This is a genomic window from Paenibacillus lacisediminis (assembly GCF_046567315.2).
Window position 1 is genome coordinate 1 of record NZ_JBKIAX020000017.1, and the last position, 23,825, is coordinate 23,825.

Consider the following 23,825-nt stretch of genomic DNA (forward strand, 5'->3'; position numbering starts at 1 on the left):
CCGGCTGCACCTGCCCGGAGCGGAAGAAACAATGCGGCAGAAGTTGCTGCACATGTGTGTGGCGATTCCGGCGATCCCTTACCGCCGGCTGATCGCGCGCCAACCGAACCAGCCCCTTGCGGCGGCAGCCTGATCGAGACGCTGGAACGGTGGGGGGAGTTTGATGCAGATCAACTTGATGGGCAGGGGTTAGCTTAATGCGGATCGACTTGATTGGTGTGGGTTAGCATGAACGGTGCGGGCGTTGCTGCAAACGGAAGGGTTTAAGCTACAGCAAAATCACGGTCTTTTCGTTTTCCTCACGTCTTGTCCTTGATCTCCTGTCTTGATGTCCTGTCTCGATCTCTTGTCCGGTCTGTTTCACCTCCCCTAAACCTGATTCCTTCTTCTAAGCCCGTCTAAATTATCTCGAACCTATCTGCTTATCCACCAAATATTTTCTTCTCCCGAGCTTGTCTGTTTTTCTGCTACCCTGATCTAACGGGATAATCATACAAAGCGTCCGGACAGTGAGTGTTGATCTGCCGCCCCCCCACCCCACTTCCCTGTCCTCAAGCTTTCAACGCCCTTCCGCGTTTCTTGCCACGATCGGTTTTCGGCTTAACTGGCAAGCAAGGATTATAAGGTTGAGCTCAAGGACTCAAGCTGATTTTTGCTCTGCGAAAGTTGAGTTTGTAATTCTATAATCTAAAGAAAATTTATATCGGCGTACCCCCTATGAAGACAGACCGCATTTAACATACATCAATCCTATTTTCCATTATTAAGTTGGCCTTCTGTGAGAACCTAACGTATACTAAATCTTATAAGACTAATTTTTCTTATACATAGGTTGTGATTAGGTCTTTTTACCCGCGCAATGCGACAAAAGGGCTCGGCTTTAAAAAAACTCTGGTGTCCGTTAAATTCCGAAATCTCCCGATTTTTCCGGAATAGCGGCTTTACAGTCCGTTAGAAATTGAAGTGTGTTTCCTGCTTCATCCATCGATGGGTTAAGCGCATTTTTTTGGTTGAGCCCTTATTTTCACTGCTTTTGACGAACCACATTTGGGGAAAAAAGTTTAGCCGTAATGATGACATCAATCCTAATGCTTTCCGCATTAGCGGCCTCTCTCGACAGCTCTTTTTTTCCACTCTAAAGTGATGCCTATGTAAGAGTATACGAAAAAACGCCCCGCCCGCTTTTGTAGCGAAAGAAGCGTTTTAAACCCGTTTGTTATCTTTTGGAACGTCGGATGCCTTTCCAGGAAATCAAAGCAAGCAGCATGCCCGCCATCGAAAGCAGCATCCAGTATTGCGGATAGGCCGGTCCCATTTGAACGGCAAACGGCTCAACGATCCCAGGAGAAATGCTCGGCAGAGCGAATGACAATTTCTCGGATGTCTCCGCATCGGCAACAGCTGTCGGAAGGATACCGGTCACCGGTTCCGAAGCCTCGCGCTGGGCGGAGTGATCCACAAGCAGAAAAATAAAGCTGCACAGGAACACTAACAAAAAGCTGGCGGCCCAACCGATAATACGCCGACGGAAGCCTCGGGTCACGCCGGCCTTGACATCCGGCGCCAGCCACGGCGATTCCGCATAGATACGGTCCATGACATTGCGGTTCACGGCCTCAGCCTGCTCCTCGGTCACTTCTATGGGTATGTATTGCAGCATGTCCATGCTTTCCTGCCAGCAACGGTATTCAGCATTGCAAGACTCGCAGCCCAAAAGATGCCACTCCAGCTCTTTGCGCTGGGGATGTTGTTCGGGCAGGTCTTGCATCAAACCGAACAGTTCTTGGGCCTCTCTACAATTCATCTGCTTTTCATCCCTTCGTAATGCTCGTAGACCGGTTCGTAAAAGTAGGGTTCAAGCTGGCTTTTTACGCTGCTTCTGGCGCGGAACAAAAGCGATTTTACGGCACTGACGCTCTGTCCCAAAATACTGGCGATCTCCTGGTAGTCCAATTGATCGTATTCGCGCAATATCAAAGCAGACCTTTGTTTCTCCGGTAATTTGTTGATCGCTTCGCGCACCATGCCAACCTTCTCGCTGCGCAGAACGGCTTGTTCCGGGACGACCTCGGTCGGGGCCACAGGAACATACCCGCTTTCTTCGAGCGGGACATTTCCGCTGCGCTGCTTGCGCAGCTCGCTGAGCACCGTATTCCGGGCAATCGTGTAAAGCCAGGTGGAGAAAGACGCGTCCACCTCCCGGAAGGAATGCAAGCTGCGAAATGCTTTGTAGAACGTCTCCGAGCATAAATCTTCGGCAAGCTGCTCCAATTGAGCGCTTTTCAACATGTGATAAACGAAGGCCAGTATCTTCCGCTGATACCTTCGCATCAGCTCCGAATACAGTTCCGTGTTGCCTTCCTTAATCTCACGTATCATCTGGGAATCGGTCATTTCGGGGCGAAACCTCCTCGCAGTTCCAAATGCTTCTTCCCGTTCGATTCTTCCATTAATTATTACCGAACAGGAGCAAAAAAGTTGCGGTCGTTTATGTAAACTTCTATCCGAAAATCATTTGCGGCGATATACGCTATAGCCAAAATCAAATCATATTATACCACAGAAACCGGGATTAAAAAAATAAACCGATGGTCATTTGTTGAAAAATATTAAAGGCTGTCCGTGTTATGGACAGCCTTGCTTTGCTTTTTGGTCAGTTCATCCGCGCCCGTAAGCCGCCGCTGCGTGAAGCTCCTCCACCGCTTTGCGGACATCGGCGGCCTGTGTAACTGCGGATATGACCGCGATTCCGTCCGCCCCGGCGCGGATCACTTCGCCCGCTCTTGCGGCCGTAATCCCGCCGATTGCGACGAGCGGCTCTCTGATTCCGCATTCGCGCAGCCGCCGGATGAAGCTGGGGCCCTGCGGCTCGCGGGCATCGGCCTTGGATGCGGTCGGATAGACCGGCCCGATCCCGAGGTAGTCCGCGCCGCTGTGAATGGCCAGTTGGGCTTCTTCCACGGTATGCACGGATACGCCCAGAATCCGGCCCTCGACCCGCTCGCGGACCTGGCTTGCCGACTCGTCCTCCTGGCCGACATGGATTCCGTCCGCATCGATCGCCAAGGCAAGTTCAACATCGTCGTTGACGATAAAAGGAACGCCCGCCCGCCGGCAAACGGCCTGCAGCTTTTCGGCGAGCCTCAGCTTCGGCTCCCCGGTCAGCGCGCCGGACCCCTTTTCCCGGAATTGAATCATCGTTGCGCCTCCGGCCAGCGCCTCCTCGGCCACCTGTAGCGGCTCCTGCCGGCAGTCTACGCTGCCGATTACCAGATACAGTCCGAGAAATTTGCGCATAGCCGCAGCGGAAATACGCTCGCTCATGGCCGCCCCCCCTGTACCTTCCTGCGCCGGTACGCCCAATGATTCGTCGGGCCGTGTCCCAGCCCCAGGGCAAGCTCGTCCTCGATCGCCGCCTGGATAAATGCCCGCGCGGTAGATATCGCTTCAGCGGCCGCCGCTCCCTTCGCCAGCTCCGCCGCGATCGCCGCGGAGAAGGTGCAGCCCGTACCGTGCGTATGCCGCGTCATGATCCGCTGCCCGCTAAACTCGGTGAAACCGTTGCCGTCATACAGCAGGTCGACGATCCGCTCGCCGCTGCCGCTCTCGTCATGCCCGCCTTTGATGACAACGTGTTTCGCCCCGAGGCTATGGATGCGTTTGGCCGCCTCGCGCCGGTCGGTCATGCCGAGAATCGGGATGCCGGATAACGCCTCGGCCTCCGGGATATTCGGCGTCACCACCTGCGCCAGCGGCAGCAGCTCCTCCTGCAGCGCCACGACCGCTTCGGGCTGCAACAGCGTGGCGCCGCCTTTGGCGATCATAACCGGGTCGACGACGACCCGGGCCCAGCCGAAGGCGCGGATTTGCCCCGCTACGGCGCGGATGATCCCGGCGCTGAACAGCATGCCGGTTTTCAGCGCGTCCGGGGCCAAGTCCGAGCCGACCGCCTCGATTTGCTCCGCCGCGGCCTCCGGCGGCAGCGGGTATACGTTCCGGACGCCCAGCGTGTTTTGGACGGTGACGGCGGTGATCGCCGACATGCCAAACACGCCAAGCTCCTGGAACGTTTTGAGGTCGGCCTGGATGCCGGCCCCGCCGCCGCTGTCCGACCCGGCGATCGTCAGCGCCTTCCGGACCGCGCCGCTCATCCGAGCCACCACCCGCCGGCGGCGGAGACTTCCCGCTCGCTGACCGCCGCGTGGCCCTTCAGCGAGTGCGGGTGCAGCTTGGCCAACTCGTCGAGGAAGGCGATCTGGAAGCTGCCGGGTCCGGCGGACGCGGTGCGCTCCGCGGCGCGGGACGCGGCGGCGCCGTAAAACGCCAGCCCGGCGGTGCCGGCCAGCAGCACGTCGTCGCGTTCCACCGCGGCAAAGGCGCCCAGCACCGACGTCAGCAGGCAACCCGTGCCGGTCACCTGCGTCAGCAGCGCATCCCCGCCGCTGACGATCCGGCACAGCTGCCCGTCGGTGATCACATCCTCGCGCCCGGTGACGGCGACGACGGTGTTCAGCTTCCGCGCCGCCCGCACGGCCAGCTCCGCCTGATCTTCGCCGCTGCTCTCCCCGGCATCCACGCCCTTGATGTCGCGGCTTTCCCCGAGCAGGTGGGCGATTTCCGCCGCATTCCCCCGCAGCAGCGACACCTTGACCTCGCGCATTATGTGCAGCGCCGATTCCGTCCGGAAACGCGTCGCGCCCGCCCCGACCGGATCCAGCAGCACTGGCACCCCATGGGCGTTCGCCGACAAACCGGCGACGATCATCGCCTCGACCTGGGCGCTGGACAGCGTCCCCAGGTTCAGCACGAGAGCCCCGGCGATCCGGGCCATATCGGCCACTTCCTCCGGCGCGTAAGCCATCACCGGGGAAGCTCCCAGTGCGTACAAGCCGTTAGCCGTAAAATTGGTCACGACGACGTTTGTCATGTTGTGCACAAGCGGCTTCGTGTTTTGCACTTTCGTAAGCAGAGCGGACAAATCTTTTTCCAAGATGCTCATTAAAGTTCAGCCCCTTTCGTTAATGCACCCGCGGCACTGGTTCATCATTCCGCCGCCCCGTCCGAACCGGCCATTCCTCCAGCTTATAAGCCATGTCCCAGAACAGGTACTCCAACTGGCAGCTTTGCATGAAATGATCCGCCATTCTCCGGCGCTCCGCTTCCGCCGCGGTTTCCGCCCATTGGTCGAGGGCGTCCTGGAACCTCTGCGTCACATTCGTCACCCGGCCACCGTAAAATTGCATCCAATCGTAAAAAGGATGGTCCGGGGCCGGGCGGACTTCGTCCAACAGCTTGCGGCCGATTTCCAGATACGTCCAGGGGCAGGGCAGCAGCACGGCCAATATTTCACCCAGGCTGCCTTCATGCGCCACAGTCAGCATGTGGCGGATGTAATGATGTGCGGACGGCGCCAAGGGAAAGCCCTGCAGCTCCTCAAAACGCACCCCGGCAACGGCGCAAAAATTGTGGTGCGGATGGATTTCGCTGTTCAGAATAAAGGAGATCTGTTCGTTGAACAGGGCGATATCATCGCGGCTTTCGCATTTCGATATGGCGATTCCGTAGATCCGCATGTACGCGTTCAAGTACTCGTAATCCTGTTTGACGTAATGAATCAATTGCTCTTTTTGCAGATTGCCGTCGGCGATTCCCCGCACGAAAGGATGCTGATAAATCGCTTCAAAAACCTCGTCCGCCTGCTCGCGCAGCGTTTGCGCAAAACTCATCGTCCTTCACCTCCGGGTAAAATGTGAACTACGATACAGGAGCATCCATGGGACGACGAGCGGCAGAACTTTACGAAGCGGCAAAAAAGCCGCCCCGTAGAGGGAGCGGCTTGAACGCGCGAGGGCTAGTCACATCACAACTTGATCACTTGCAGACGGCGCAGTACCGGCTCCACTTTCCTACGCTAGTACGAACTAGATCAGGTTCAAAGGGTCCAAGATACGCTCTTGTCTCAGCCGAATACGGCGCCCCTAGTGGAATTTCCTATTCGATTCACTATCACTACTTTACCTGGATCTTCCTGGAGTGTCAATTCCGCGTTGCCATGCGCGCCGGAATTTCCCCGCGGCCTCAGCGGAGCGCGAGCCGAACCGTTTTAATCTCATACGGCGAAATCTGCAGCTCGGCAGTACCTTGCTTGGCCTCCCCGGCCGGCCGTTCCATCAGGTCGGTTTCTTGCCAGGAGACAAACGTGAGATCGCTCTCCAGGCGAACCGAACCCCGGCCGCCTTTATATTCGTGGAAGCGGACGATCAAGGCGTCGTCGTCCTCCGCTTTTTTGACCGCGTCGATTGCCACTTCGCCGCTGCCGCTGACGCGCACAGCCCGCAGCAAGGAGAAAGCGGGTGCCGCTGCCTGGCCGCGTGTGGCATACACCGGCTGATTCAGCAGCGCGGCGGCCTGCACGGTCTCGCCCTCGGACCAATGCCCCTCGTGCGGATACAGGGCATAAGTAAACGTATGCTCTCCACGGTCGGCCTCTGGATCGGGATAGGTCGCCGATTTCAGCAGCGACAGCCTGATCACGTTGTTTTTGATGTCATGACCGTATTTGCAATCGTTGAGCAGGCTGACGCCGTAACCGTGCTCCGACAGGTCGGCCCACTGGTGCCCAACCGTCTCAAACCGCGCCAGATCCCAGGAGGTGTTCCAATGCGTCGGGCGTTTGACGTTGCCGAACTGGATGTCGTAGTTGGCCTCCGTTGCCCGTACATCCACCGGAAAAGCGACCTTTAAAAGCTGCTGGCGTTCCTGCCAATCTACCTGCGTGCGGAACTCGATCCGCCGATCATCGGCATTTAGAATCATCTGCTGGCTGATCGTGGAGCTCATATACATCCAGGTGAAAGCGACCTCTGCCCGCAGCTTGCCGGCCGTAACCCGGCACTCCTTAAGCTCCGAAACCTCGCTCATCTTCTCCTGATAAAAAATATCGATATCCCAAGCCTCGAACATTTTCGGCTTATCTTCAAACACCTGGAGAACGTTGCCGCGTTCTCCGGGAGCGAGCACCTCGCGGCCGGCGGCCCGGTCGTAAACCGAAGTCAATTGGCCGCGCGCGTTCCAGACGATCCGATACAGCGGAGTCTCGATGCCGTTCGGCAAAACTCTAAACGGCGCCTCAGCAGCGTCACCGCTTCCCGCTGACGCTCCTTGCGAATCGGACATCGCCTCCTCCCCATTCAAGCTGCGGCTTATCGTCTTAAATCCCAACGGCGGGACGTTTTCCACCTTCACCCAAACGATGCTTCCGTCAAATTCGGCGTCAAGCTCGCGGCCGTCGTGATCGCTCCAACGTCCTCCGGGACCAGCGCCATGGACGGCAACGAGGCCGCTATACGTCCAGGAGGACGGATTCCAAACGGTATAGGTCACTTCGCCTTCCGGATCACCGTTCACAGCATCGCCGGTCACGGCATCGCCTATCGAGGCGGTACCGATTGCTGTATCGCCAATCAGGGCGCTTCGGGTCAACCCGCGGATCGCCTGACTGCGGCATTCCTGCAGCAGCGCAGCGGCTTGCTCGTACTCCAGTTTGGAATCGCGGTACACTTCGGGAATCGACGAGCCTGGAATGATGTCGTGGAACTGATTGCGCAAAATCGTTTTCCAGCTTTCGTCGAGCTTCGCTTTCGGGTAGGAGGCCCAGCCTCCGCCAGCCAGCAGCGCCTCCAGGCTAAGCAGCCATTCGGCGTCACGAGAGAGCAATTCGAGCTTGCGGTTCATTTTTTTGTTATAAGCCTGACTCGTATAAGTTCCCCGGTGGTACTCGAGATACAGCTCGCCGTCCCATGTATGGACATAACGGTCCGCCGCTTCCACCGTCTCATGCAGTTTGGCGAAATATTCGTCCGCCCTCCCGGTGACGACGTTCGGCAGCCCCGGCATCGCTTCGAGACGGCGCCGCAGCTCCAGATGCTCCCGGTTGACGCCGCCGCCCCCGTCCCCGTAGCCGTAAGACAACAGCAGCTCCTTGTTGATTTCCTTGTCCCGGTACGTTTCCCAGATGCCCTGCACACTGGACGCTTCGATGTTGCCGTTGTAGGTATACCACCAGAAGCTGCCGTCCTGCGGGGTGGTGATGAAATGGGTCAGCACTTCGCTGCCGTCGATCCCGCGCCATTTAAACGTGTCGTGCGGCATCCGGTTGTATTGGTTCCAACTGATTTTGGTCGTCATGAACGTATCGAAACCCGACTTGCGCAGGATTTGCGGCAATGCCCAGCTGTAGCCGAAAACGTCGGGCAACCACAAATATGTGCACTCCGAACCAAACTCTTCACGCAGAAAACGGGTGCCGTACAGCAGCTGCCGCACCAGCGATTCGCCGCTCGTCAAATTGCAGTCGGCTTCCAGCCACATCCCCCCGGCCGCCTCCCAGCGGCCTTCCTTGATCCGTTCCTTGATTTGCTCGTAAAGCTCCGGATAATCCTGCTTCAAGTACTCATACAGTTGGGGCTGCGTTTGCAAAAAAACGTACTCCGGGAACATTTCCATCAACCGCAGCACAGTGCTGAAGGAGCGGGCCGCTTTTTCCCGGGTATGCTTGAGGCGCCATAGCCAAGCCACGTCGATGTGCGTATGCCCGATGCAGCGGACCGTAACCGGCGACGATTTGGGCAGCGCCGAAATCGCCTGCGACAGCTGCTCTTCCGCGGCCGCCAACGAGTCATAAAACGCCTCGGAGCCCGGCTGCGACCAATCGACCCGCAAAAACGCCCGATCCAGCGCCGTCAGCAGGTCGGTCCGCTCGGGAGCGTGTTTATGTAGCACTTCCACGGTCTGCATCACGGCCCGGGCCGTATAATACAGACGGTCGACCGTTCCATCGAGCCAGGCGATTTCCGCCCGTTTCAGCCGGTGCTCCTGGACCTGCGGTTTACCTCCGCCCTCCAGACCTGACCAAAGCCGAAATTGCAGCAACACGGAAGTACCGGCGGCTTCTTCGGGAAAAAACACCTCCTGATGGTTGGAGTCCACCCCTTGAAACGGCTCTCCGTTGACATACAGCAAAGACTCGAAACCGGAGTTGTTCCCACCGCCCGTCTTACCGAAATCAAACACGCCGACAACCCGGCGGCCTTTCCAAGCCTGCGGAATTTCCGCCTCAGCTTCCAGCCATAAGTAAAGATCGCGGCCTTCCCAGCGTTCACCAGCCGGCATCGCACTCCATTCCCCGCCCTTTGGCGGTCTGGCTCCGATTGGCCCTTCCTCGTCGACCAGCGCGCGGAATTCGGCGATCGGCATCGCATCGCGGTAACGATAAGCTTCAACCTCGCGAATCCGCGCGTTTAATTTTTCTTCCGTCCAAAACATGAACTGTGTTCCTCCCTTGGAGCAAGTATCGGCTTCCCCCTCATTTTGCGTTCCGGGGCGTATGAAGTAAATTACTAATCCTCATCAATTTTTGTCCTATTATGATATGATTGGGACAAAAGGACAAAAGGAGCCAAACCGATGGATGTGAAAAAATGGCGGCAGGAGCTGTCCTCCGTACTAAATGGATTATGCCGCGAAATCCGCGTTGATGACTCCGTAATTGACTGGGTCGATATCGTGATTGAACAAAACGGAGGCGGCGGAAGATGTCCGGCCCATGCCCATACCTGGTACGAATTTAACTTCGTGTTGTCCGGCCGCATGCAAACCCGGTTTATGGACAAGGACGTCATGGTCCGCGAAGGCGAGTTTTTTCTGATTCCTCCAGGCATGACCCACTCCCATGTTTACTACCGTGATGCTCCGCACGAGGGCGTGTGTTTTCGCTGGCGGTTCAGGCCGTTGGCCGGCGGAAGTCCGGAAGCCGCGGCCGGGCAGGGTTTGTTCAGACGGCTGAGCCGCCTGAAAGATTGGCCTCCCGGCGCTTACCGCGACGATTACGGAATTCGGCCGCTGCTGATCCAGTTGTTTCATGAAGCAGAGGCCGGACGGACACCGCTTTTTTTGCAGCTGCTGCTCGTGCAGTTCCTGGAAATTTTAACTTCGATTCCGGGCACCGGACGCCTTTCTTTGGCGGATCCGGGCGGAACCAAGGATGCCCTCGTTCGCAAAGTGGAAATTTATCTGGAGGATTTTCGCGGCGACCGCCTGAACGTAGAGGAATTGGCCGCTTCCCTGCATATGAGCTATGGCCATCTTTCCCGGCTTTACAAGCAGAAGACCGGGCGGACTCTCATCGAGGAAATGAACCGGATCCGCTTGGCCAAAGCCTGCGAGCTACTGCTTAAACCCGAGCTGCTGGTTAAAGAGGTTGCCGAGCAGTCCGGCTTCCCGGATATTTACTATTTCAGCAAAGCGTTTAAGAAAAAACACGGCCTCAGCCCGCAAGCGTACCGCAAGCGGCATTTGGGCCGGGAGGAACCTCAACTATAACGGCCGCAGGCTGTAGGGCATGCGACTGTAGGTAACATGACTGTAGGGGTAACACGACTGTAGGTAACACGACTGTAGGTAACACGACTGTAGGTAACACGACTGTAGGGGTAATGGCTATGGGGGCAACGTTTGTAAGGGTAACGCCTGTGGGGGCGCGACTATAGGGGTAGCGTCTGTAACGGTAACGCCTATGGGGGCGCGACTATAGGGGTGTAACTGTAGGGGAACAACTATTTGGTACACTCTCTATATATACAACTGTTCGGACCACATTCAAATGAACATAAAGCTCGATGTGTGACGCGCCCTGGCTAACGGACCACAGAGCCGTTATTTGCTCATTTCCCGGGTATTTCCCGGCCTAACGGACACCATTGACCTTATTCCGGGCATTTCCCCGGCGGATCCGGTAAATCCGGCCAAATAAGTGCACCTGAGTCCGTTACGATTTCAAAGTGGCTGTTTTTTTCCGAATAAGGTCTTCTCGGTCCGTTAGCCTCACCCAAAATCTCCGTTCAGCCATCAAAAGGCCGCCAACACCAAAAAAAAGACCGCTTCTTTCGAAGCGGCCCTTGCTCACGCTGGAGCAAAAGATATTGGATAGGAGTGGAGAGAAACCATACTGTAGTCTTAGTATATTGTATCCGTTTTCATTTTGTCAACAACTTTTTTTTAGCGCTTTCATAATTTGTGCGCAAAGTCAGATCGGCTTTGCGCACAGTGAATAGTACGAGATACCCTATTAAGGTCCTTCTTACGCGATTACAGTCTATCTTAACACGGCTTTTCCCGGGCGCTGCTCTCCCGATCCATCTCACGCGGGCTACCATACAGACTAATTTGACTGACTTTCTCCCGGCTTAAACATATACCGTATAGCCAAGCCCCTGCAGCAGCTCTTTGGCGCGCTCCATTTCCCCTTCCTGGCGAAAAGAAAGGCGCATCACACCCGGCACATCCTCCCGGCTTTCGATAATTTGCATATTGCTCAAATTGATGTGGCGCGTTCCCAGCTCTGTGGCGATCTGTCCGATAATGCCCGGATGATCGGGCACGTCGATGTAGATATCAAACAAGGAAGTGATCGTGCCTTTGCGCCGTTCCGGCAGCTCGCTGCGAAAGCGGTTCGCTTTCTGGAACGCTTCCTCGATCCCAGCTCCGTTTTCGTTCTCGAGCAGTTTGACGAAGCCCTCAATCTCCCGGTTCCAATCCTTCAGCAAATCCAGCAGCACCTTACGGTTGCTGAGCAAAATATCCCGCCAGATGACTGGTTCGCTGGAGGCGATCCGGGTAATGTCCCGGAACCCTCCCGCCGCCAGCATCCGATACAGTCCGTTTGAGCTGTTGTAATCGCACACCTGGTTGACCAGCGCGACCGCAATAATATGCGGCAAATGGCTGATCGCACCGACGATTTCATCGTGCAATTCCGGATCAACGCGGACGATTTGCGCCTTCGTATACGATAGAAGCCGCTCAAGGCGTATGTATGCCTCCCCCGGAACGTCCGGAGACGGAGTCAGCACATAATAGGCATTCTCGAACAGCAAGGAAGAGGCCGCTTCCACGCCGGAACGTTCGGACCCGGCCATCGGATGGCCGCCGATAAAATGCACGTCCGGACGCGAAATGGCCGCGGCACAGGCCGCCACCGCCGCTTTGGTGCTGCCTACGTCGGTCACGATGCAGCCCGGCTTGAGCGGAAGCTGGTTCAGCTTCACCAGGTACTCCTCCAAGTTTCCGACCGGTACGCACAAAAAAATAAAGTCGGCATCCGCGGCCGCCTCTTCCATGGAAAGCGTCGCGGCGTCCACGACACCGCGCTCCATGATGCGTTTTAGCGATTCGGGACGATGCGCATGCCCCACGACGGTGATGCCGGGCTTGCCTTTAAGGCAAAGCGCCAGCGATCCCCCGATTAAACCTACCCCAAATATGGCAATTTTCGTTGTCATGTAATCTCACTCGTTTTCTGCGAATATGCGAACCAAAGATTGAATTATACCTCTGCGGCCGACTTGTTCAGCACCTGCTCCAAAGCGTCTATAAATTTCGCGTTTTGTTCCGCCGAACCGACGGTAACCCGAATCGAATTCGGATATTTAGAAAAACCGGCGCGAATGATAATGCCGAGCTTTAACAGCGATTGGAACATGTCCGCAGCCGGACGTTTAACGTCGACCATGATGAAATTCCCGTGCGCCGGAAAATAAGACAAGCCCAAGCGATCAAACTGCTCGGATAAATACTGGATCCCGCTGCGGTTTTTCTCGCGGCAACCCTGCACGTAGTCCTGATCGGCCAAGGCCGCTTTGGCCGCCGCCTGCCCGAAGCGGGACGTGTTGAACGGCTCGCGCACCTGGTTGATCAGCTTGATCACGGCCGGCTGACCGACGCCGTAACCGATTCGCAGCGAGGCGAGCCCGTAAATTTTCGAGAACGTCCGCAGTACGATCAGGTTCGGATATTTGTCGAGCAGACCGATTCCATCGGAATAAGCAGCCTCGGTCACATACTCGTTATAAGCTTCGTCCAGAACAACCAGCACCTGACCGGGAACCCGATCCAAAAAAGAAACCAGTTGCTCGCGCGGAACGATCGTTCCGGTCGGATTGTTCGGGTTACAGACCCAAACGATCTTCGTTTTTGTGCCGATACGGGCGAGCATTGCCTCCAGGTCATGCGTGCCGTCCTTTAACGGCACCTCGATGCTAACCGCGCCTTCGATATCGGCGTTGCTTTTGTAGACGCTGAACGTCTGGTCGGCCATCACCGTTTCGTCACCCGGCAGAAAAAACGCACGGGCAATCAGCGCGATAATTTCGTCCGAACCGCAGCCGAAAATAATTTGCTCCCGGTTGACGCCAAGATGCCCTGCCAGCGCCTCCGTCAATTCCGCCGCACTGCCGTCCGGATACAAGCTGATGTTCATGATCTCCTGTTCAATGGCGGCGCGAACGCGCGGAGAGCAGCCAAACGGATTTTCGTTCGAAGCCAGCTTGATCACTTCATCAAGGCCAAGCTCTTTTTTCACTTCTTCGATCGGTTTACCCGGCTGATATACCGGCAGACCCACGATCTGAGGTTTGGGCAACATGCATTTTTCCTCCCTTTGAAACTTTCTCCCTGCTGTATAAGTTGAGCCAAAATAGAGCGAGTTCAGGCAAGAGGGTTCAATATTCTAAAAAAATACACATTTTAGAATATTGAACCTAGGTGAAATGATTCTGAAGAAACTAAAAGCTTTCTGGAAGAAAGCTGCTTCGGAAGCATTCGCTTGGTCGCCTTTGTGAGCGGATTTCTACCTTGTTTGAATTTATAAAATCGAAAGAAATCTGCGAACAACAGCGATCGTAAGAACATTTCACACGGCTGCCCTATATCACGTACAGTAATGGTTCAACTTAAATAGCTACTATACCCTCAATTGTGCCACAAAGTCGCTAATTTGCAACAATCCCTGTTCTTTGGATGATTCGTTCGCCAGCAGCGGAAGCGTTTCTTCGATCTTGCGCACGATTGCGCTGCCGACGACGGCTCCGTCGCAAATGCCCGCAAACCGCTCGACCTGCTCCCGGTTAGAGATGCCGAAGCCAACGGCCACGGGCAGATCGGTCTCGGCTTTCACCGAAGTGATGAACTCATCGACGCTGGCGTGAAAAGAAGCTCTCTCCCCGGTAACCCCGAGCGAAGACACGCAGTACACGAAACCGCGGGCGCGGGCCAGAATCTGCGTGATCCGGCCGCTGGACGTCGGAGCCACGAGCGGGATCAGCTTGACATTTGCGGCATCCGCCAACGCCAGCACCTCCGCCGCTTCTTCGTATGGCAGATCGGGAATGATCAACCCGCTGATGCCCGCTTCCTGCAGCAGGTCAAAAAAGCGCGGCAAACCTATCTGCAAAACGGGATTGTAGTACGTAAACAGCACAAACGGCAGGCTGACGCCGCGCGCTTTGGCCTTGACCGCCGTTTGAATGCACGTCTCAATCGTAATTTGATGCGCCAGCGCCCGCTCGGAGGCGCGCTGGATGACCGGACCGTCGGCAAGCGGGTCGGAATAAGGAACACCCAGTTCGACGATATCGGCTCCGGCCTGCTCCAGTACGGCCAGAATGTCCAGCGTCGTTTCCGGATCGGGATCCCCGACGGTAATGAACGGAATGAGCGCCGTTTTTCCCGACGATTTCAGCTTCGCAAACGTCTCATCCAGCAAATTGACCAGCGCCGTACTCATAACGATTCCCCGCCTTCCGTATATGCCATGATCGATTCAACATCCTTGTCGCCGCGGCCGGACAAGCAAATGACGACGATCTCACCCGGGCTCATCACGGGCGCCATCTTCACAACCTGCGCCACGGCATGCGCCGATTCCAGCGCGGGGATAATGCCCTCCGTCCGGCTGAGCAATTGCAGCGCCTCCAGCGCCTCCCGGTCGGTAATCGGGTAATATTTGGCGCGGGAGGTATCCTTCAAATAAGAATGCTCCGGCCCGATGCCCGGATAGTCCAGCCCGGCCGAAATCGAATGCGCCGGCTGTACCTGGCCGTATTCGTCCTGCAGCAAATAGCTCATCGAGCCTTGGAACACGCCTCTTTTGCCCTTGGTCATCGTAGCCGCGTGGAATTCGGTATCCACGCCTTTCCCGGCCGCTTCGACGCCGACGAGCCGAACGTCCTTGTCCTCGATAAACGGGTAAAACATCCCGATCGCATTGCTCCCGCCGCCGACCGCGGCCACCAGCATGTCCGGCAGCCGTCCTTCAGTCTCCAGCATTTGCTGTCTCGTCTCGTCGCCGATAATGCGCTGGAAGTTGCGCACCATCATCGGATACGGATGCGGCCCGGTCGCCGAACCGAGGATGTAAAACGTGTCATGCACGTTGCTGACCCAATAGCGCAGCGCCTCATTGCAGGCGTCCTTCAGCGTCCGCGTCCCCGACATGACGGGGATAACCTCGGCGCCCAGCAGCTTCATCCGAAACACGTTGAGCTGCTGGCGTTTCGTATCCTCTTCGCCCATAAACACCTTGCACTCCAGACCGAGCAAGGCGGCGACGGTGGCGGTAGCAACGCCATGCTGCCCGGCGCCGGTTTCGGCGATCACTTTTTTCTTGCCCATCCGTTTGGCCAAAATCCCCTGACCGATCGCGTTGTTGATTTTGTGGGCTCCGGTGTGGTTTAAATCCTCGCGCTTCAAATAAATTTTCGCTCCGCCCAAATGCTCGGTCAGGCGCTCCGCGAAATACAGCGGCGTCTCCCGGCCGGAATATTGCTTCAGCAAATAAGCGATCTCCTGCTGAAAATCAGCATCGTCTTTATATTTTAAATAGGACTCTTCCAGTTCAATCAGCGCGTTCATCAGCGTTTCCGGCACATAACGGCCGCCAAACGGACCAAAGCGTCCGTGTTCATCAGGCACTTGCGCTTGCTTCATGTTATGCTTCACCCTCTCTACGAAGGCCGCAACCTTCGCGATATCTTTAACCCCATCCGTCTCCACGCCGCTTGATACGTCGACCCCGTCGGGGCCAAGTGCATCAAGCAGATCCCCTACGTTTCCGGGATGCAGCCCTCCGGCGGCGAGAAAAGGGATGCCCTGGGCTTTAGCCCAACGCTGGTACGGAGCTGCGGCGCTCCAATGAAATGTCACACCCGATCCCCCGCCATATTTCGGGTCGTAAGTGTCGAGCAAGATCCCATCCAAAATGCCGTTATATGCTTCCAAGGACCGTTCGCCATGAACCGATCCGTCTTGTTTTACGGAAAATACTTTGAAAATTTTCACACCAAAAGCCGACTTAACTGCCCGGCAAAACTCCGGGCTTTCCGTGCCGTGCAGCTGCAAAATATCCAGCGGCGCCAGCCGCAGCACGTCCTCCAGTTCCTCGAGCGAGGGATTGACGAATACGCCGACGCTTTGCGGACGTTTCCCCCCGCTCCATTCCCGAAGCACCGGAACAAGCTCTGCCGCCCGTTCGCCGCTGATTTGCCGCTTGCTTGGCGCAAACACGAATCCGACGTAATCCACGGGCAAGTTCACCATTGATTTTAGCACTTCAACGCTTTGAAGTCCACAAATTTTTACCGCCGTTTCCCGCTGTTTAACCGCTGCTGCATCACTCATGAGCAGCCCTTCTTTCCGCGGTAACCCCGGGCTCTGCCGCTTGCGGCAAAGGCCCCATCAACTCATGAACCGCCTTTCCTACATCCGTCTGGCGCATAAAGGTTTCGCCGATCAGCACGCCTTTGGCCCCATTCGCCGCCAAATACGCAATATCTTCCCGCGTCCGAATGCCGCTTTCGCTGATCAGCGTCACTTCGGGCGGCACCAGCTCGGCAAGCGCGGCCGTCGTCTCCAGGGACACCTCAAACGTCCGCAAATTCCGATTATTGATGCCAATTAACCCGGCCGAGCCTAAAGCCAGCACCCGCTCCATTTCCTCGCGGTCATGCACTTCCACGAGCGCGTCGAGCCCAAGCGCCGACGCCGTCTTAAGATAATCGCGCAACTGCGCATCGCTGAGGATGGCTGCGATCAACAGCACAGCATCCGCGCCAAGCAGCCGCGCTTCGTATATTTGCCGCTCGTCGATGACGAAATCCTTCCGCAGCAGCGGGACCTTTACCGCCTTGCGGATCGCGGTCAAATAGGCGCCGCTCCCCTGAAAATACGTCTCGTCCGTCAGCACGGAAATGCAGTCCGTTCCTGCCGCTTCATAGCTTATCGCCAGCTCCACCGGATGGAAATCGGGGCGGATCAGGCCTTTGGACGGCGAAGCCTTTTTCACCTCGGCGATCAAGCCCATTTCCCGCCTGCGTCCGGAAGCCAGCGCGCGGTGAAATCCCCGCGCCGGCGCCATCTCCCCAATACGCCGCTCGGCGTCGGCCAGCGAGAAAGAGGCGGCCAGCTGCCCGACTTCACTTTTTTTGGTCTCCACAATCCGCTCAAGATACATAACTTAATTCCCCCGTTGTCCGAATTAGCTGCTCCAGTTTGCCGTACGCCTTGCCCGAATCGATCGCCGCCGCGGCGATGGCGACCCCTTCGCGGATGCTGTCCGCCAGCCCGGCGACGTAGATGCAAGCGCCGGCGTTCGCCAACACGATATCCCGGTAGGCGCCTTTTTCTCCGCTTAGCACGCGTTCCACAATCGCCGCGTTTGTTTGCGGATCGCCGCCGATCATTTCGCCGAGCGGATACTTGCCAAGGCCCAGATCCTCCGGCTGCAGTTCATACGTGGTCACGGCGCCGTCCTTAAGCTCGGATACCCGCGTTGCCGATGAGAGGCTGATTTCGTCCAGCCCTTCCTCGCTGCTGACGACCAGCGCCCGCTTGGAGCCCAGCTCGCGCAGCACCACGGCGATCGTTTCCGTTTTCGTGCGGTCGTAAATGCCGAGCACCTGGCGATCCGCGCCCGCCGGGTTGGTCAGCGGCCCGAGCATATTAAACACGGTCCGGATGCCAAGCTCTTTGCGCGGGCCGGCCGCATGCTTCATCGAAGGATGATAAAGCTGCGAGAACATAAAGCAGAGGCCGATTTCGTCCAGGCACCGCTTGGCCTGCTCGGCATCGAGCTGAATGTTGACGCCCAGCGCTTCCAGCACGTCGGCGCTGCCCGATCGGCCCGAGGCCGAACGGTTGCCATGCTTCGCCACCCGCACCGACTCCGACGCGGCCACGATCGCCGCTGTCGTCGAGATATTGATTTTATGAATTCCCGATCCGCCGGTACCGCAAGTATCAAGCAGCCGGCTCGTCTCCGTCACAATCCGGCTCGACGCCCCGCGCATCGCTTCCGCAAACCCGGTGATCTCCTCAACCGTCTCGCCTTTGATGCGCAGCGCCGTCAGCAGTCCGCCGATTTGCGCCGGCGTCGATTCACCGTTCATGATCGCCTGCATAACGCCGCGCGCTTCCTCCCGTCCCAAATTTTCACCTTGAATCAGGCGGTTGATCCCATCCTGCACCGCTTGCTGTCCTGCCATCGCCATTCGCTCCTTTCTTTATTTTCCCGGGATATATTCGTATAAATAGTCTTGGTTCAGCACATCGCCGTCCTTGGCCGCGGGCGGAAACATTTGCTCCGCCGTGCGAATCGCCGTCAGCAGCGCTTTGGCTTTATTCACCGACTCTTGATATTCATTTTCCGGCACGGAATCCCAGACGATCCCGCCGCCGGCCTGCACGTAAGCTTTCCCGTGTTTAAATACGATCGTCCGGATCGTGATGCACGAATCCATGTTGCCGGAAAATCCGAGATACCCGATCGCTCCCGCATACGTGCCCCGGGCTTCGTTCTCCAGCTCGGCGATGATCTCCATCGCCCGCAGTTTCGGCGCGCCCGATACGGTACCGGCCGGGAGGCAGGACAGAAAAGCGTCGAAAAAGTCCTTGTCGCCGCGCAGCTCACCGGAAACTTTCGAGACCATGTGCATCACGTGCGAATACCGTTCGATTTCCATATACGACTCGCATTTGACGCTGCCGAACTCCGAAACCCGGCCCAAATCGTTACGGCCCAGATCGACCAGCATCAGATGCTCGGCGCGCTCTTTTTCGTCCGCGAGCAGCTCTACTTCCAACGCGAGATCGGCCTCCTCCGTCGCCCCACGCGGCCGGGTACCGGCGATCGGCCGCGTTTCGACCCGCCCGTTTTCCACCTTCACCAGCGCCTCCGGCGATGTTCCGACGATGATCTCGTCGTCCAGCTTGAGGTAGTACATGTACGGGGAAGGATTCAGCGTGCGCAGCACCCGGTACACATGCAGCGGATCAACCTCGGTTTCGATATGGAACCGCTGCGACAGCACCACTTGAAAAATATCTCCGGCGCGGATGTACTCCTTGCCTTTCTCGACATTGGCGATAAACTGCTCCTTCGTTAGGTTCGAGCGGACATCTCCCAAATCGGTGACGATCGGCATCGGCCGGCGGTTGAAGCTTTCGCTCGGTCCCTCCTGGTGCAGCAGGTCGGCCGCTTCGTCCAGCTTCCGTTCCGCCAGTTCGTAGGACCGCCGGATGTCCTCATCGCGGTCGCCTTCCTTGACGTGCACGTTAGCGACCAGCAAAATCCGCTGCTTGACGTGGTCGAACACAATTACTTGATCGCAGAACATAAACTGCATATCGTCCATATTCAGATCGTCCACCCGGTGGGCGGGCAGCTTTTCGTAATACTGCAGCAAGTCGTAGCCGAAAAAACCGATCGCCCCGCCGGTAAACGGCGGCATTTCTGGAAGCTTGGGACTGCGGTAACCCCGCAGGATCGCCTTCAGCTCATCGAGCGGTTTCGCCGAACGCAGCGTTTCTTTTCCGCTCGCACGGTCCAGCACGACTTCTCCTTTTTTCGTCGAAATCGTCAGAAACGGGTTGGTACCGATAAAGGAGTAACGCGCCCACTGGCTCCCGCCCTCCACGCTCTCCAGCAAAAATGCCCGCTCCCGCTGGGCGACGCGGCGAAAAATCCGGATCGGCGTTTCCAAATCGGCGAGCAGCGTCCGGGTAATCGGGATCAGATTGTAATCTTTAGCCAAAGCAATGACCTGTTCTACTTGCGGGGTTGCCATGTCTCTCACTTCCTTATCGGGATTTAAAAAACCAAATAAAAAAACCTCTACCGAAGTAGAGGTTGTAGGATTTGCGGTTTAGGAAAAGCCACTTCGCCCTAGTACGCCACGCCGCAAATGTTAGAGGCTGCCGGGTGCCATCAAAACACGGGTTGCAAACGAAATGGACAGTCATCCATCTGCGTTCCTTCTCCTGTTTGATAAACGGCAAACTATAACGTACGTGACCGCTTATGGTGCGTATTGGCTATCACTCAACTAAACTCGACTCATCTCATCTATACTCTACTCGGCTCTAAACTAGCTAAACATTCAAAACTCGCTCGTGAAAATCTTAAATTCACTATACCTTATTTTGCGCCCATTTGGCAACAGCAGTTTTCAGTTGCTCGGGCGCCTTAGGAATTGGACGTGCTCAAATCCGGACGCAGGCTTTTCGCTTCGTTCAAATATACGTGTTTCATTTCCCGCTGTCCTTTGGTCGTGTTCACGTGAATCAACAGGCGGATGCATTTCGGCAGACCGCCTTTCACCGGAATTTCCGTTGAGCACATCAGCGGCACCATATCCCAGCCGCTCAGGCCGCGGATGGCCCGGGCGGGAAAGGTGGCGTCCAGGTCGGGGGTTACCGTAATCCAGACGCTGGCGATATCCTCGGGTACGATTTCGTTCCGGTTCACAATTTCTTTCAACAATTCAGCTGTCGCCTGCAAAATATCCTGCTCTTCGTTGCGGGTCACGGTCGTCGCCCCGCGAATTCCTCGGTTATACATGCGGTTCCTCCTCTTTCAATTCCGCGATCACCCGCCGCACCTCGTCCAGCGCCACATCGCTGACGATTTCCACCTTGCCGATGGTGACAGGCAAAATAAACACCAGCTGCTGTTCCTTAAACTTCTTGTCGTGCATCATCGCCCCGATCAGCTTCTCCTCGTCCAAATGGCGCGGCATTGCCGTCGGCAGCTCAAAGCGCTTCAGCAAAGCGACGGTTTCTTGATACAGGGCGGCATCCCGGCCCCGGTTTACCGCAAGCTTCGCGGCCGCTGCCATCCCGATCGATATTGCTTCTCCGTGCAAAAATTCGCCGTACCCGCCGAGCGCCTCGATCGCATGGCCCAGCGTATGCCCCAAATTCAGGATCGCCCTGAGGCCCTGCTCCCGTTCGTCCACGGACACGACCTTCGCCTTGATGGCGCAGCCCTGCGTCAGCCCATAACCGAGCGCCTCCGGGTCAAGGGCGAGCAGTTCGGACGCGTGCTCGCGGCACCAGGCGGCGAACTCGGCGTCCCAGATCAACCCGTGCTTCACCATCTCCGACAAGCCGGCGCGCACGTCCCGGGGCGGCAAGCTTTGCAGGCTGTCCACGTCGTACAGCACCATTTCCGGCTGATGGAAGGCGCCGATCATGTTTTTGGCCAGCCGGTGGTTGACGGCGACTTTGCCGCCCACGCTGCTGTCATGCGCCAGAATCGTCGTCGGCATCTGCACGAACGATACGCCGCGCATGTAAGAGGCCGCCACGAAGCCGGCCAAATCGCCGATGACACCGCCGCCGAGGGCCACTACAACCGAGCGGCGGTCCAGGCCGCCTTCGATCGCTGTCGTCATCACGTCTTCAAAAACGTCCAGCGACTTCGATTTTTCCCCGGCTTTCACCACTTTGCTCACCGTCGTGTACCCGCTTGCCTGCAGCGAGGATTCCACCGTCTCCAAATACAAAGGGGCCACATGCTCATCGGTTACAAGCAGCACCGGGCTTTTTTTAGACAACTTATGTTTCTCGAAAAACGCTCCCGCTTTCCCCAGCAATCCGCCGCCGATATAGATCGGATACGAACGTTCTCCCAAATCGACCTGCAGCGTTCTCATCAGTAACTCTCCAATTGGTTCAGGTAACCCTGATAGTTCCGTTCAATTTCTTCGATGGAGTCGCCGCCGAATTTCTCCAGGAACGCCTTGGCGATTTCCCAAGCCACGACATGCTCCAGTACGACGCTGGCCGCCGGAACGGCGCAGGCATCGGAGCGTTCCACCTGAGCCGCAAACGGCTCGCGCGTGTCGATATCCACGCTTTGCAGCGGCTTGTAAAGCGTCGGAATCGGCTTCATCACCCCGCGTACCACGACCGGCATGCCGTTGGTCATGCCGCCTTCAAAACCTCCCAGGCGATTGGTCGCCCGGTAATATCCGCGCTCCTCGCTGTAGAGGATCTCATCATGCACCTGCGAGCCGGGAATCGTTCCGGCTTCGAAGCCGATGCCGATCTCCACACCCTTGAAGGCGTTGATCGACACGACTGCCTGGGCGATCCGGCCGTCCAGTTTGCGGTCGTATTGCACATGGCTGCCGAGCCCGACCGGCACGCCCTCCACGATGCATTCGACGATCCCGCCAATGGAGTCGCCTTCCTCCTTGATTTTGTCGATGTAGGCCTCCATCTTCTTCTCCGTCTCCGGATCGGCTACGCGGACCGACGACGCTTCGGTAACCCGCGCCAGCTCATCCAGCGGCAAGTTATGCGGCGGCGCTTCGATCTCTCCGATGCGGATGACATGCCCGGCGATCCGCATGCCAAAGCGCTCAAGCAACTGTTTGGCCACGGCGCCGACGGCCACCCGCACCGCGGTCTCCCGCGCGCTGGAGCGTTCCAGCACGTTGCGCAGGTCTTTCAGGTTGTATTTCAAGCCCCCGTTCAAATCCGCATGTCCGGGACGGGGCCGGTGCACTCTCCGCTTCTCTTCGTCCGTCCCTTCGATCGGCCAGGTGTTCATAATTTTTTGCCAATGCTTCCAGTCGTTGTTTTCCACCACCAGCGCTACAGGGGCCCCGGTCGTAAATCCGTGGCGGACGCCGCCGGCGATTTGCGCCGTATCCTTCTCGATCTGCATCCGCCGGCCGCGGCCATACCCTTTCTGGCGGCGGGCCAATTCAAAATTAAGCGCATCGGGATCCAGCTGAAGATTGCTCGGTAATCCCTCGATAATCGCAGTCAACTGGGGTCCATGCGTCTCCCCGGCGGTTAAATAACGTAAACTCATGATGATGCGTTCCCCCTTTAAACTGTTAAACTGTAAAGAACTAAAATCCGATAATTTCTTTGCTCATTATAATATTTATCACCGGGTATGTCACGCGAGTGATTCAACATTGCGGCAATTTCTTGTTTATTTCCGCTTCTTCATTAACGGGCGAGACATGAGAAAATGATGGCGATTGAGTAGCCCCAGCGCAAACATAAGTACAAAAAAAGGCGCTATTCCGGCGATATCCCCCATTCCAGGAGCGATAGCGGAAAATGATGTCCTTATTTTCTCAAATCGCTAGCGATATGCCCGGGGGTGTACAGCATCCAAGGAATATAAGGACAAAAAATTCCGCTAACGGGGATGAACATGCTCATATCCGGATAATAAGACCATGAAGTTCCGCTATTTTGAAGGCACCCCATAGTTATCCGAGCCACTTTTTCCGCAGTAAGAAAAACACCTGTAGGCGTCCTTTAGTGGCTCTGACTTCTACTTTGGACGTTGCTCTAACGGACACCAGCGACCTTATCCGCCCATTTCCCGGGTATTTCCCAGCCTAACGGACACAGGCAACCCTATTTCGCTCTAAACCCGTTCATCCAGGCCGATTTGAGGTAAATAACGTCATCTGTGTCCGTTACATTTTGCAAACTCCCGTTTTTTCGAAAATAACAGCTCTAGTGTCCCTTAGCCCCCAGTTTCCTCATCTTCTCCCCTCGCTACCTGCGCACCGCCCTCTACCATGCCCGCCCGAAATTTCATAAATTCTATAAGGTGCAAAAAGGCATAACCTGTCATCTCCCGAGGGTCTTCCCAGAGAGCGCAGGCTATGCCTTAAAAATTC

18 protein-coding genes, 1 pseudogene and 1 riboswitch are annotated in these 23,825 nt (G+C 56.7%); of the genes and pseudogenes, 1 reads left to right on the forward strand and 18 read right to left on the reverse strand.

The genetic code is table 11. The annotated features are described in order from the left end of the window. Positions 1 to 1,216: 1,216 nt before the first annotated feature. The 7 genes from ACLD72_RS25185 to ACLD72_RS25215 all read right to left on the reverse strand — a co-directional run bounded on the left by ACLD72_RS25185 (position 1,217) and on the right by ACLD72_RS25215 (position 9,324). Positions 1,217 to 1,804, reverse strand: coding sequence for a zf-HC2 domain-containing protein (locus ACLD72_RS25185; RefSeq protein WP_251586371.1), 588 nt, complete (start codon positions 1,802 to 1,804; stop codon positions 1,217 to 1,219). Continuing rightward, positions 1,801 to 2,394 carry an RNA polymerase sigma factor gene (locus ACLD72_RS25190; RefSeq protein WP_128634105.1) on the reverse strand — a complete coding sequence of 198 codons (594 nt, stop codon included), beginning with the start codon at positions 2,392 to 2,394 and terminating at the stop codon, positions 1,801 to 1,803. The genes ACLD72_RS25185 and ACLD72_RS25190 overlap by 4 nt, the downstream gene beginning before the upstream one ends. Positions 2,395 to 2,658: 264 nt before the next feature. Further along, positions 2,659 to 3,324, reverse strand: a complete 666-nt coding sequence (gene thiE, locus ACLD72_RS25195) for a thiamine phosphate synthase (protein WP_411001395.1) — start codon at positions 3,322 to 3,324, stop codon at positions 2,659 to 2,661. Further along, positions 3,321 to 4,151 (reverse strand): bifunctional hydroxymethylpyrimidine kinase/phosphomethylpyrimidine kinase, encoded by an 831-nt coding sequence (gene thiD / locus ACLD72_RS25200; protein ID WP_458476211.1) that lies wholly within the window; start codon positions 4,149 to 4,151, stop codon positions 3,321 to 3,323. The genes thiE and thiD overlap by 4 nt, the downstream gene beginning before the upstream one ends. Continuing rightward, positions 4,148 to 4,999, reverse strand: coding sequence for a hydroxyethylthiazole kinase (gene thiM, locus ACLD72_RS25205; RefSeq protein WP_411001393.1), 852 nt, complete (start codon positions 4,997 to 4,999; stop codon positions 4,148 to 4,150). The genes thiD and thiM overlap by 4 nt, the downstream gene beginning before the upstream one ends. Positions 5,000 to 5,018: 19 nt before the next feature. Then, the gene (gene tenA / locus ACLD72_RS25210; RefSeq protein WP_411001392.1) at positions 5,019 to 5,726 is read right to left on the reverse strand and encodes a thiaminase II; all 708 of its coding nucleotides are present in this window, start codon (positions 5,724 to 5,726) and stop codon (positions 5,019 to 5,021) included. A gap of 160 nt (positions 5,727 to 5,886) precedes the next feature. Further along, a riboswitch (TPP riboswitch) is annotated at positions 5,887 to 5,990 on the reverse strand. 88 nt (positions 5,991 to 6,078) lie between these two features. Continuing rightward, on the reverse strand, positions 6,079 to 9,324 hold the full coding sequence (locus ACLD72_RS25215; RefSeq protein WP_411001391.1) for an alpha-mannosidase: 3,246 nt from the start codon (positions 9,322 to 9,324) through the stop codon (positions 6,079 to 6,081). Between the two features lie 141 nt (positions 9,325 to 9,465). On the opposite strand from ACLD72_RS25215, the gene ACLD72_RS25220 reads away from it, so the two are divergent. Continuing rightward, on the forward strand, positions 9,466 to 10,380 hold the full coding sequence (locus ACLD72_RS25220; RefSeq protein WP_411001390.1) for a helix-turn-helix domain-containing protein: 915 nt from the start codon (positions 9,466 to 9,468) through the stop codon (positions 10,378 to 10,380). Between the two features lie 863 nt (positions 10,381 to 11,243). Here ACLD72_RS25220 and ACLD72_RS25225 read toward each other — a convergent pair. The 11 genes and pseudogenes from ACLD72_RS25225 to aroC all read right to left on the reverse strand — a co-directional run bounded on the left by ACLD72_RS25225 (position 11,244) and on the right by aroC (position 22,993). Continuing rightward, positions 11,244 to 12,338 carry a prephenate dehydrogenase gene (locus tag ACLD72_RS25225; RefSeq protein WP_411001389.1) on the reverse strand — a complete coding sequence of 365 codons (1,095 nt, stop codon included), beginning with the start codon at positions 12,336 to 12,338 and terminating at the stop codon, positions 11,244 to 11,246. A 44-nt stretch (positions 12,339 to 12,382) separates the two neighbouring features. Next, the gene (hisC, locus tag ACLD72_RS25230; RefSeq protein ID WP_411001388.1) at positions 12,383 to 13,480 is read right to left on the reverse strand and encodes a histidinol-phosphate transaminase; all 1,098 of its coding nucleotides are present in this window, start codon (positions 13,478 to 13,480) and stop codon (positions 12,383 to 12,385) included. Positions 13,481 to 13,798: 318 nt separating this feature from the next. Further along, positions 13,799 to 14,620, reverse strand: a complete 822-nt coding sequence (gene trpA / locus ACLD72_RS25235; protein WP_411001387.1) for a tryptophan synthase subunit alpha — start codon at positions 14,618 to 14,620, stop codon at positions 13,799 to 13,801. Next, positions 14,617 to 15,822 (reverse strand): tryptophan synthase subunit beta, encoded by a 1,206-nt coding sequence (gene trpB, locus ACLD72_RS25240; protein ID WP_411001403.1) that lies wholly within the window; start codon positions 15,820 to 15,822, stop codon positions 14,617 to 14,619. The genes trpA and trpB overlap by 4 nt, the downstream gene beginning before the upstream one ends. A 27-nt stretch (positions 15,823 to 15,849) precedes the next feature. After that, a pseudogene (locus tag ACLD72_RS25245) lies at positions 15,850 to 16,512 on the reverse strand (phosphoribosylanthranilate isomerase); the annotation flags it as partial. Beyond that, positions 16,505 to 17,344, reverse strand: coding sequence for an indole-3-glycerol phosphate synthase TrpC (gene trpC / locus ACLD72_RS25250; protein WP_411001386.1), 840 nt, complete (start codon positions 17,342 to 17,344; stop codon positions 16,505 to 16,507). The pseudogene ACLD72_RS25245 and the gene trpC, both read right to left, overlap by 8 nt. Then, positions 17,334 to 18,374: an anthranilate phosphoribosyltransferase gene (trpD, locus tag ACLD72_RS25255; RefSeq protein ID WP_251586395.1), complete on the reverse strand. Its 1,041-nt coding sequence runs from the start codon at positions 18,372 to 18,374 to the stop codon at positions 17,334 to 17,336. The genes trpC and trpD overlap by 11 nt, the downstream gene beginning before the upstream one ends. 18 nt (positions 18,375 to 18,392) lie before the next feature. Beyond that, positions 18,393 to 19,955, reverse strand: a complete 1,563-nt coding sequence (gene trpE, locus ACLD72_RS25260; protein ID WP_411001385.1) for an anthranilate synthase component I — start codon at positions 19,953 to 19,955, stop codon at positions 18,393 to 18,395. A 398-nt stretch (positions 19,956 to 20,353) separates the two neighbouring features. Next, positions 20,354 to 20,728 (reverse strand): chorismate mutase, encoded by a 375-nt coding sequence (gene aroH / locus ACLD72_RS25265; protein WP_251586398.1) that lies wholly within the window; start codon positions 20,726 to 20,728, stop codon positions 20,354 to 20,356. Next, positions 20,721 to 21,824 carry a 3-dehydroquinate synthase gene (gene aroB, locus ACLD72_RS25270; protein ID WP_411001384.1) on the reverse strand — a complete coding sequence of 368 codons (1,104 nt, stop codon included), beginning with the start codon at positions 21,822 to 21,824 and terminating at the stop codon, positions 20,721 to 20,723. The genes aroH and aroB overlap by 8 nt, the downstream gene beginning before the upstream one ends. After that, on the reverse strand, positions 21,824 to 22,993 hold the full coding sequence (aroC, locus tag ACLD72_RS25275; RefSeq protein ID WP_411001383.1) for a chorismate synthase: 1,170 nt from the start codon (positions 22,991 to 22,993) through the stop codon (positions 21,824 to 21,826). The genes aroB and aroC overlap by 1 nt, the downstream gene beginning before the upstream one ends. Positions 22,994 to 23,825 lie beyond the last annotated feature (832 nt).

Excerpts from the sequence above, each read along its gene's own strand:
- ACLD72_RS25185 (WP_251586371.1), bottom strand. The coding sequence starts at position 1,804 with ATGAATTGTAGAGAGGCCCAAGAACTGTTCGGTTTGATGCAAGACCTG.
- ACLD72_RS25190 (WP_128634105.1), bottom strand. The coding sequence starts at position 2,394 with ATGACCGATTCCCAGATGATACGTGAGATTAAGGAAGGCAACACGGAA.
- thiE (WP_411001395.1), bottom strand. The coding sequence starts at position 3,324 with ATGAGCGAGCGTATTTCCGCTGCGGCTATGCGCAAATTTCTCGGACTG.
- thiD (WP_458476211.1), bottom strand. The coding sequence starts at position 4,151 with ATGAGCGGCGCGGTCCGGAAGGCGCTGACGATCGCCGGGTCGGACAGC.
- thiM (WP_411001393.1), bottom strand. The coding sequence starts at position 4,999 with ATGAGCATCTTGGAAAAAGATTTGTCCGCTCTGCTTACGAAAGTGCAA.
- tenA (WP_411001392.1), bottom strand. The coding sequence starts at position 5,726 with ATGAGTTTTGCGCAAACGCTGCGCGAGCAGGCGGACGAGGTTTTTGAA.
- ACLD72_RS25215 (WP_411001391.1), bottom strand. The coding sequence starts at position 9,324 with ATGTTTTGGACGGAAGAAAAATTAAACGCGCGGATTCGCGAGGTTGAA.
- ACLD72_RS25220 (WP_411001390.1), top strand. The coding sequence starts at position 9,466 with ATGGATGTGAAAAAATGGCGGCAGGAGCTGTCCTCCGTACTAAATGGA.
- ACLD72_RS25225 (WP_411001389.1), bottom strand. The coding sequence starts at position 12,338 with ATGACAACGAAAATTGCCATATTTGGGGTAGGTTTAATCGGGGGATCG.
- hisC (WP_411001388.1), bottom strand. The coding sequence starts at position 13,480 with ATGTTGCCCAAACCTCAGATCGTGGGTCTGCCGGTATATCAGCCGGGT.
- trpA (WP_411001387.1), bottom strand. The coding sequence starts at position 14,620 with ATGAGTACGGCGCTGGTCAATTTGCTGGATGAGACGTTTGCGAAGCTG.
- trpB (WP_411001403.1), bottom strand. The coding sequence starts at position 15,822 with ATGAAGCAAGCGCAAGTGCCTGATGAACACGGACGCTTTGGTCCGTTT.
- trpC (WP_411001386.1), bottom strand. The coding sequence starts at position 17,344 with ATGTATCTTGAGCGGATTGTGGAGACCAAAAAAAGTGAAGTCGGGCAG.
- trpD (WP_251586395.1), bottom strand. The coding sequence starts at position 18,374 with ATGGCAGGACAGCAAGCGGTGCAGGATGGGATCAACCGCCTGATTCAA.
- trpE (WP_411001385.1), bottom strand. The coding sequence starts at position 19,955 with ATGGCAACCCCGCAAGTAGAACAGGTCATTGCTTTGGCTAAAGATTAC.
- aroH (WP_251586398.1), bottom strand. The coding sequence starts at position 20,728 with ATGTATAACCGAGGAATTCGCGGGGCGACGACCGTGACCCGCAACGAA.
- aroB (WP_411001384.1), bottom strand. The coding sequence starts at position 21,824 with ATGAGAACGCTGCAGGTCGATTTGGGAGAACGTTCGTATCCGATCTAT.
- aroC (WP_411001383.1), bottom strand. The coding sequence starts at position 22,993 with ATGAGTTTACGTTATTTAACCGCCGGGGAGACGCATGGACCCCAGTTG.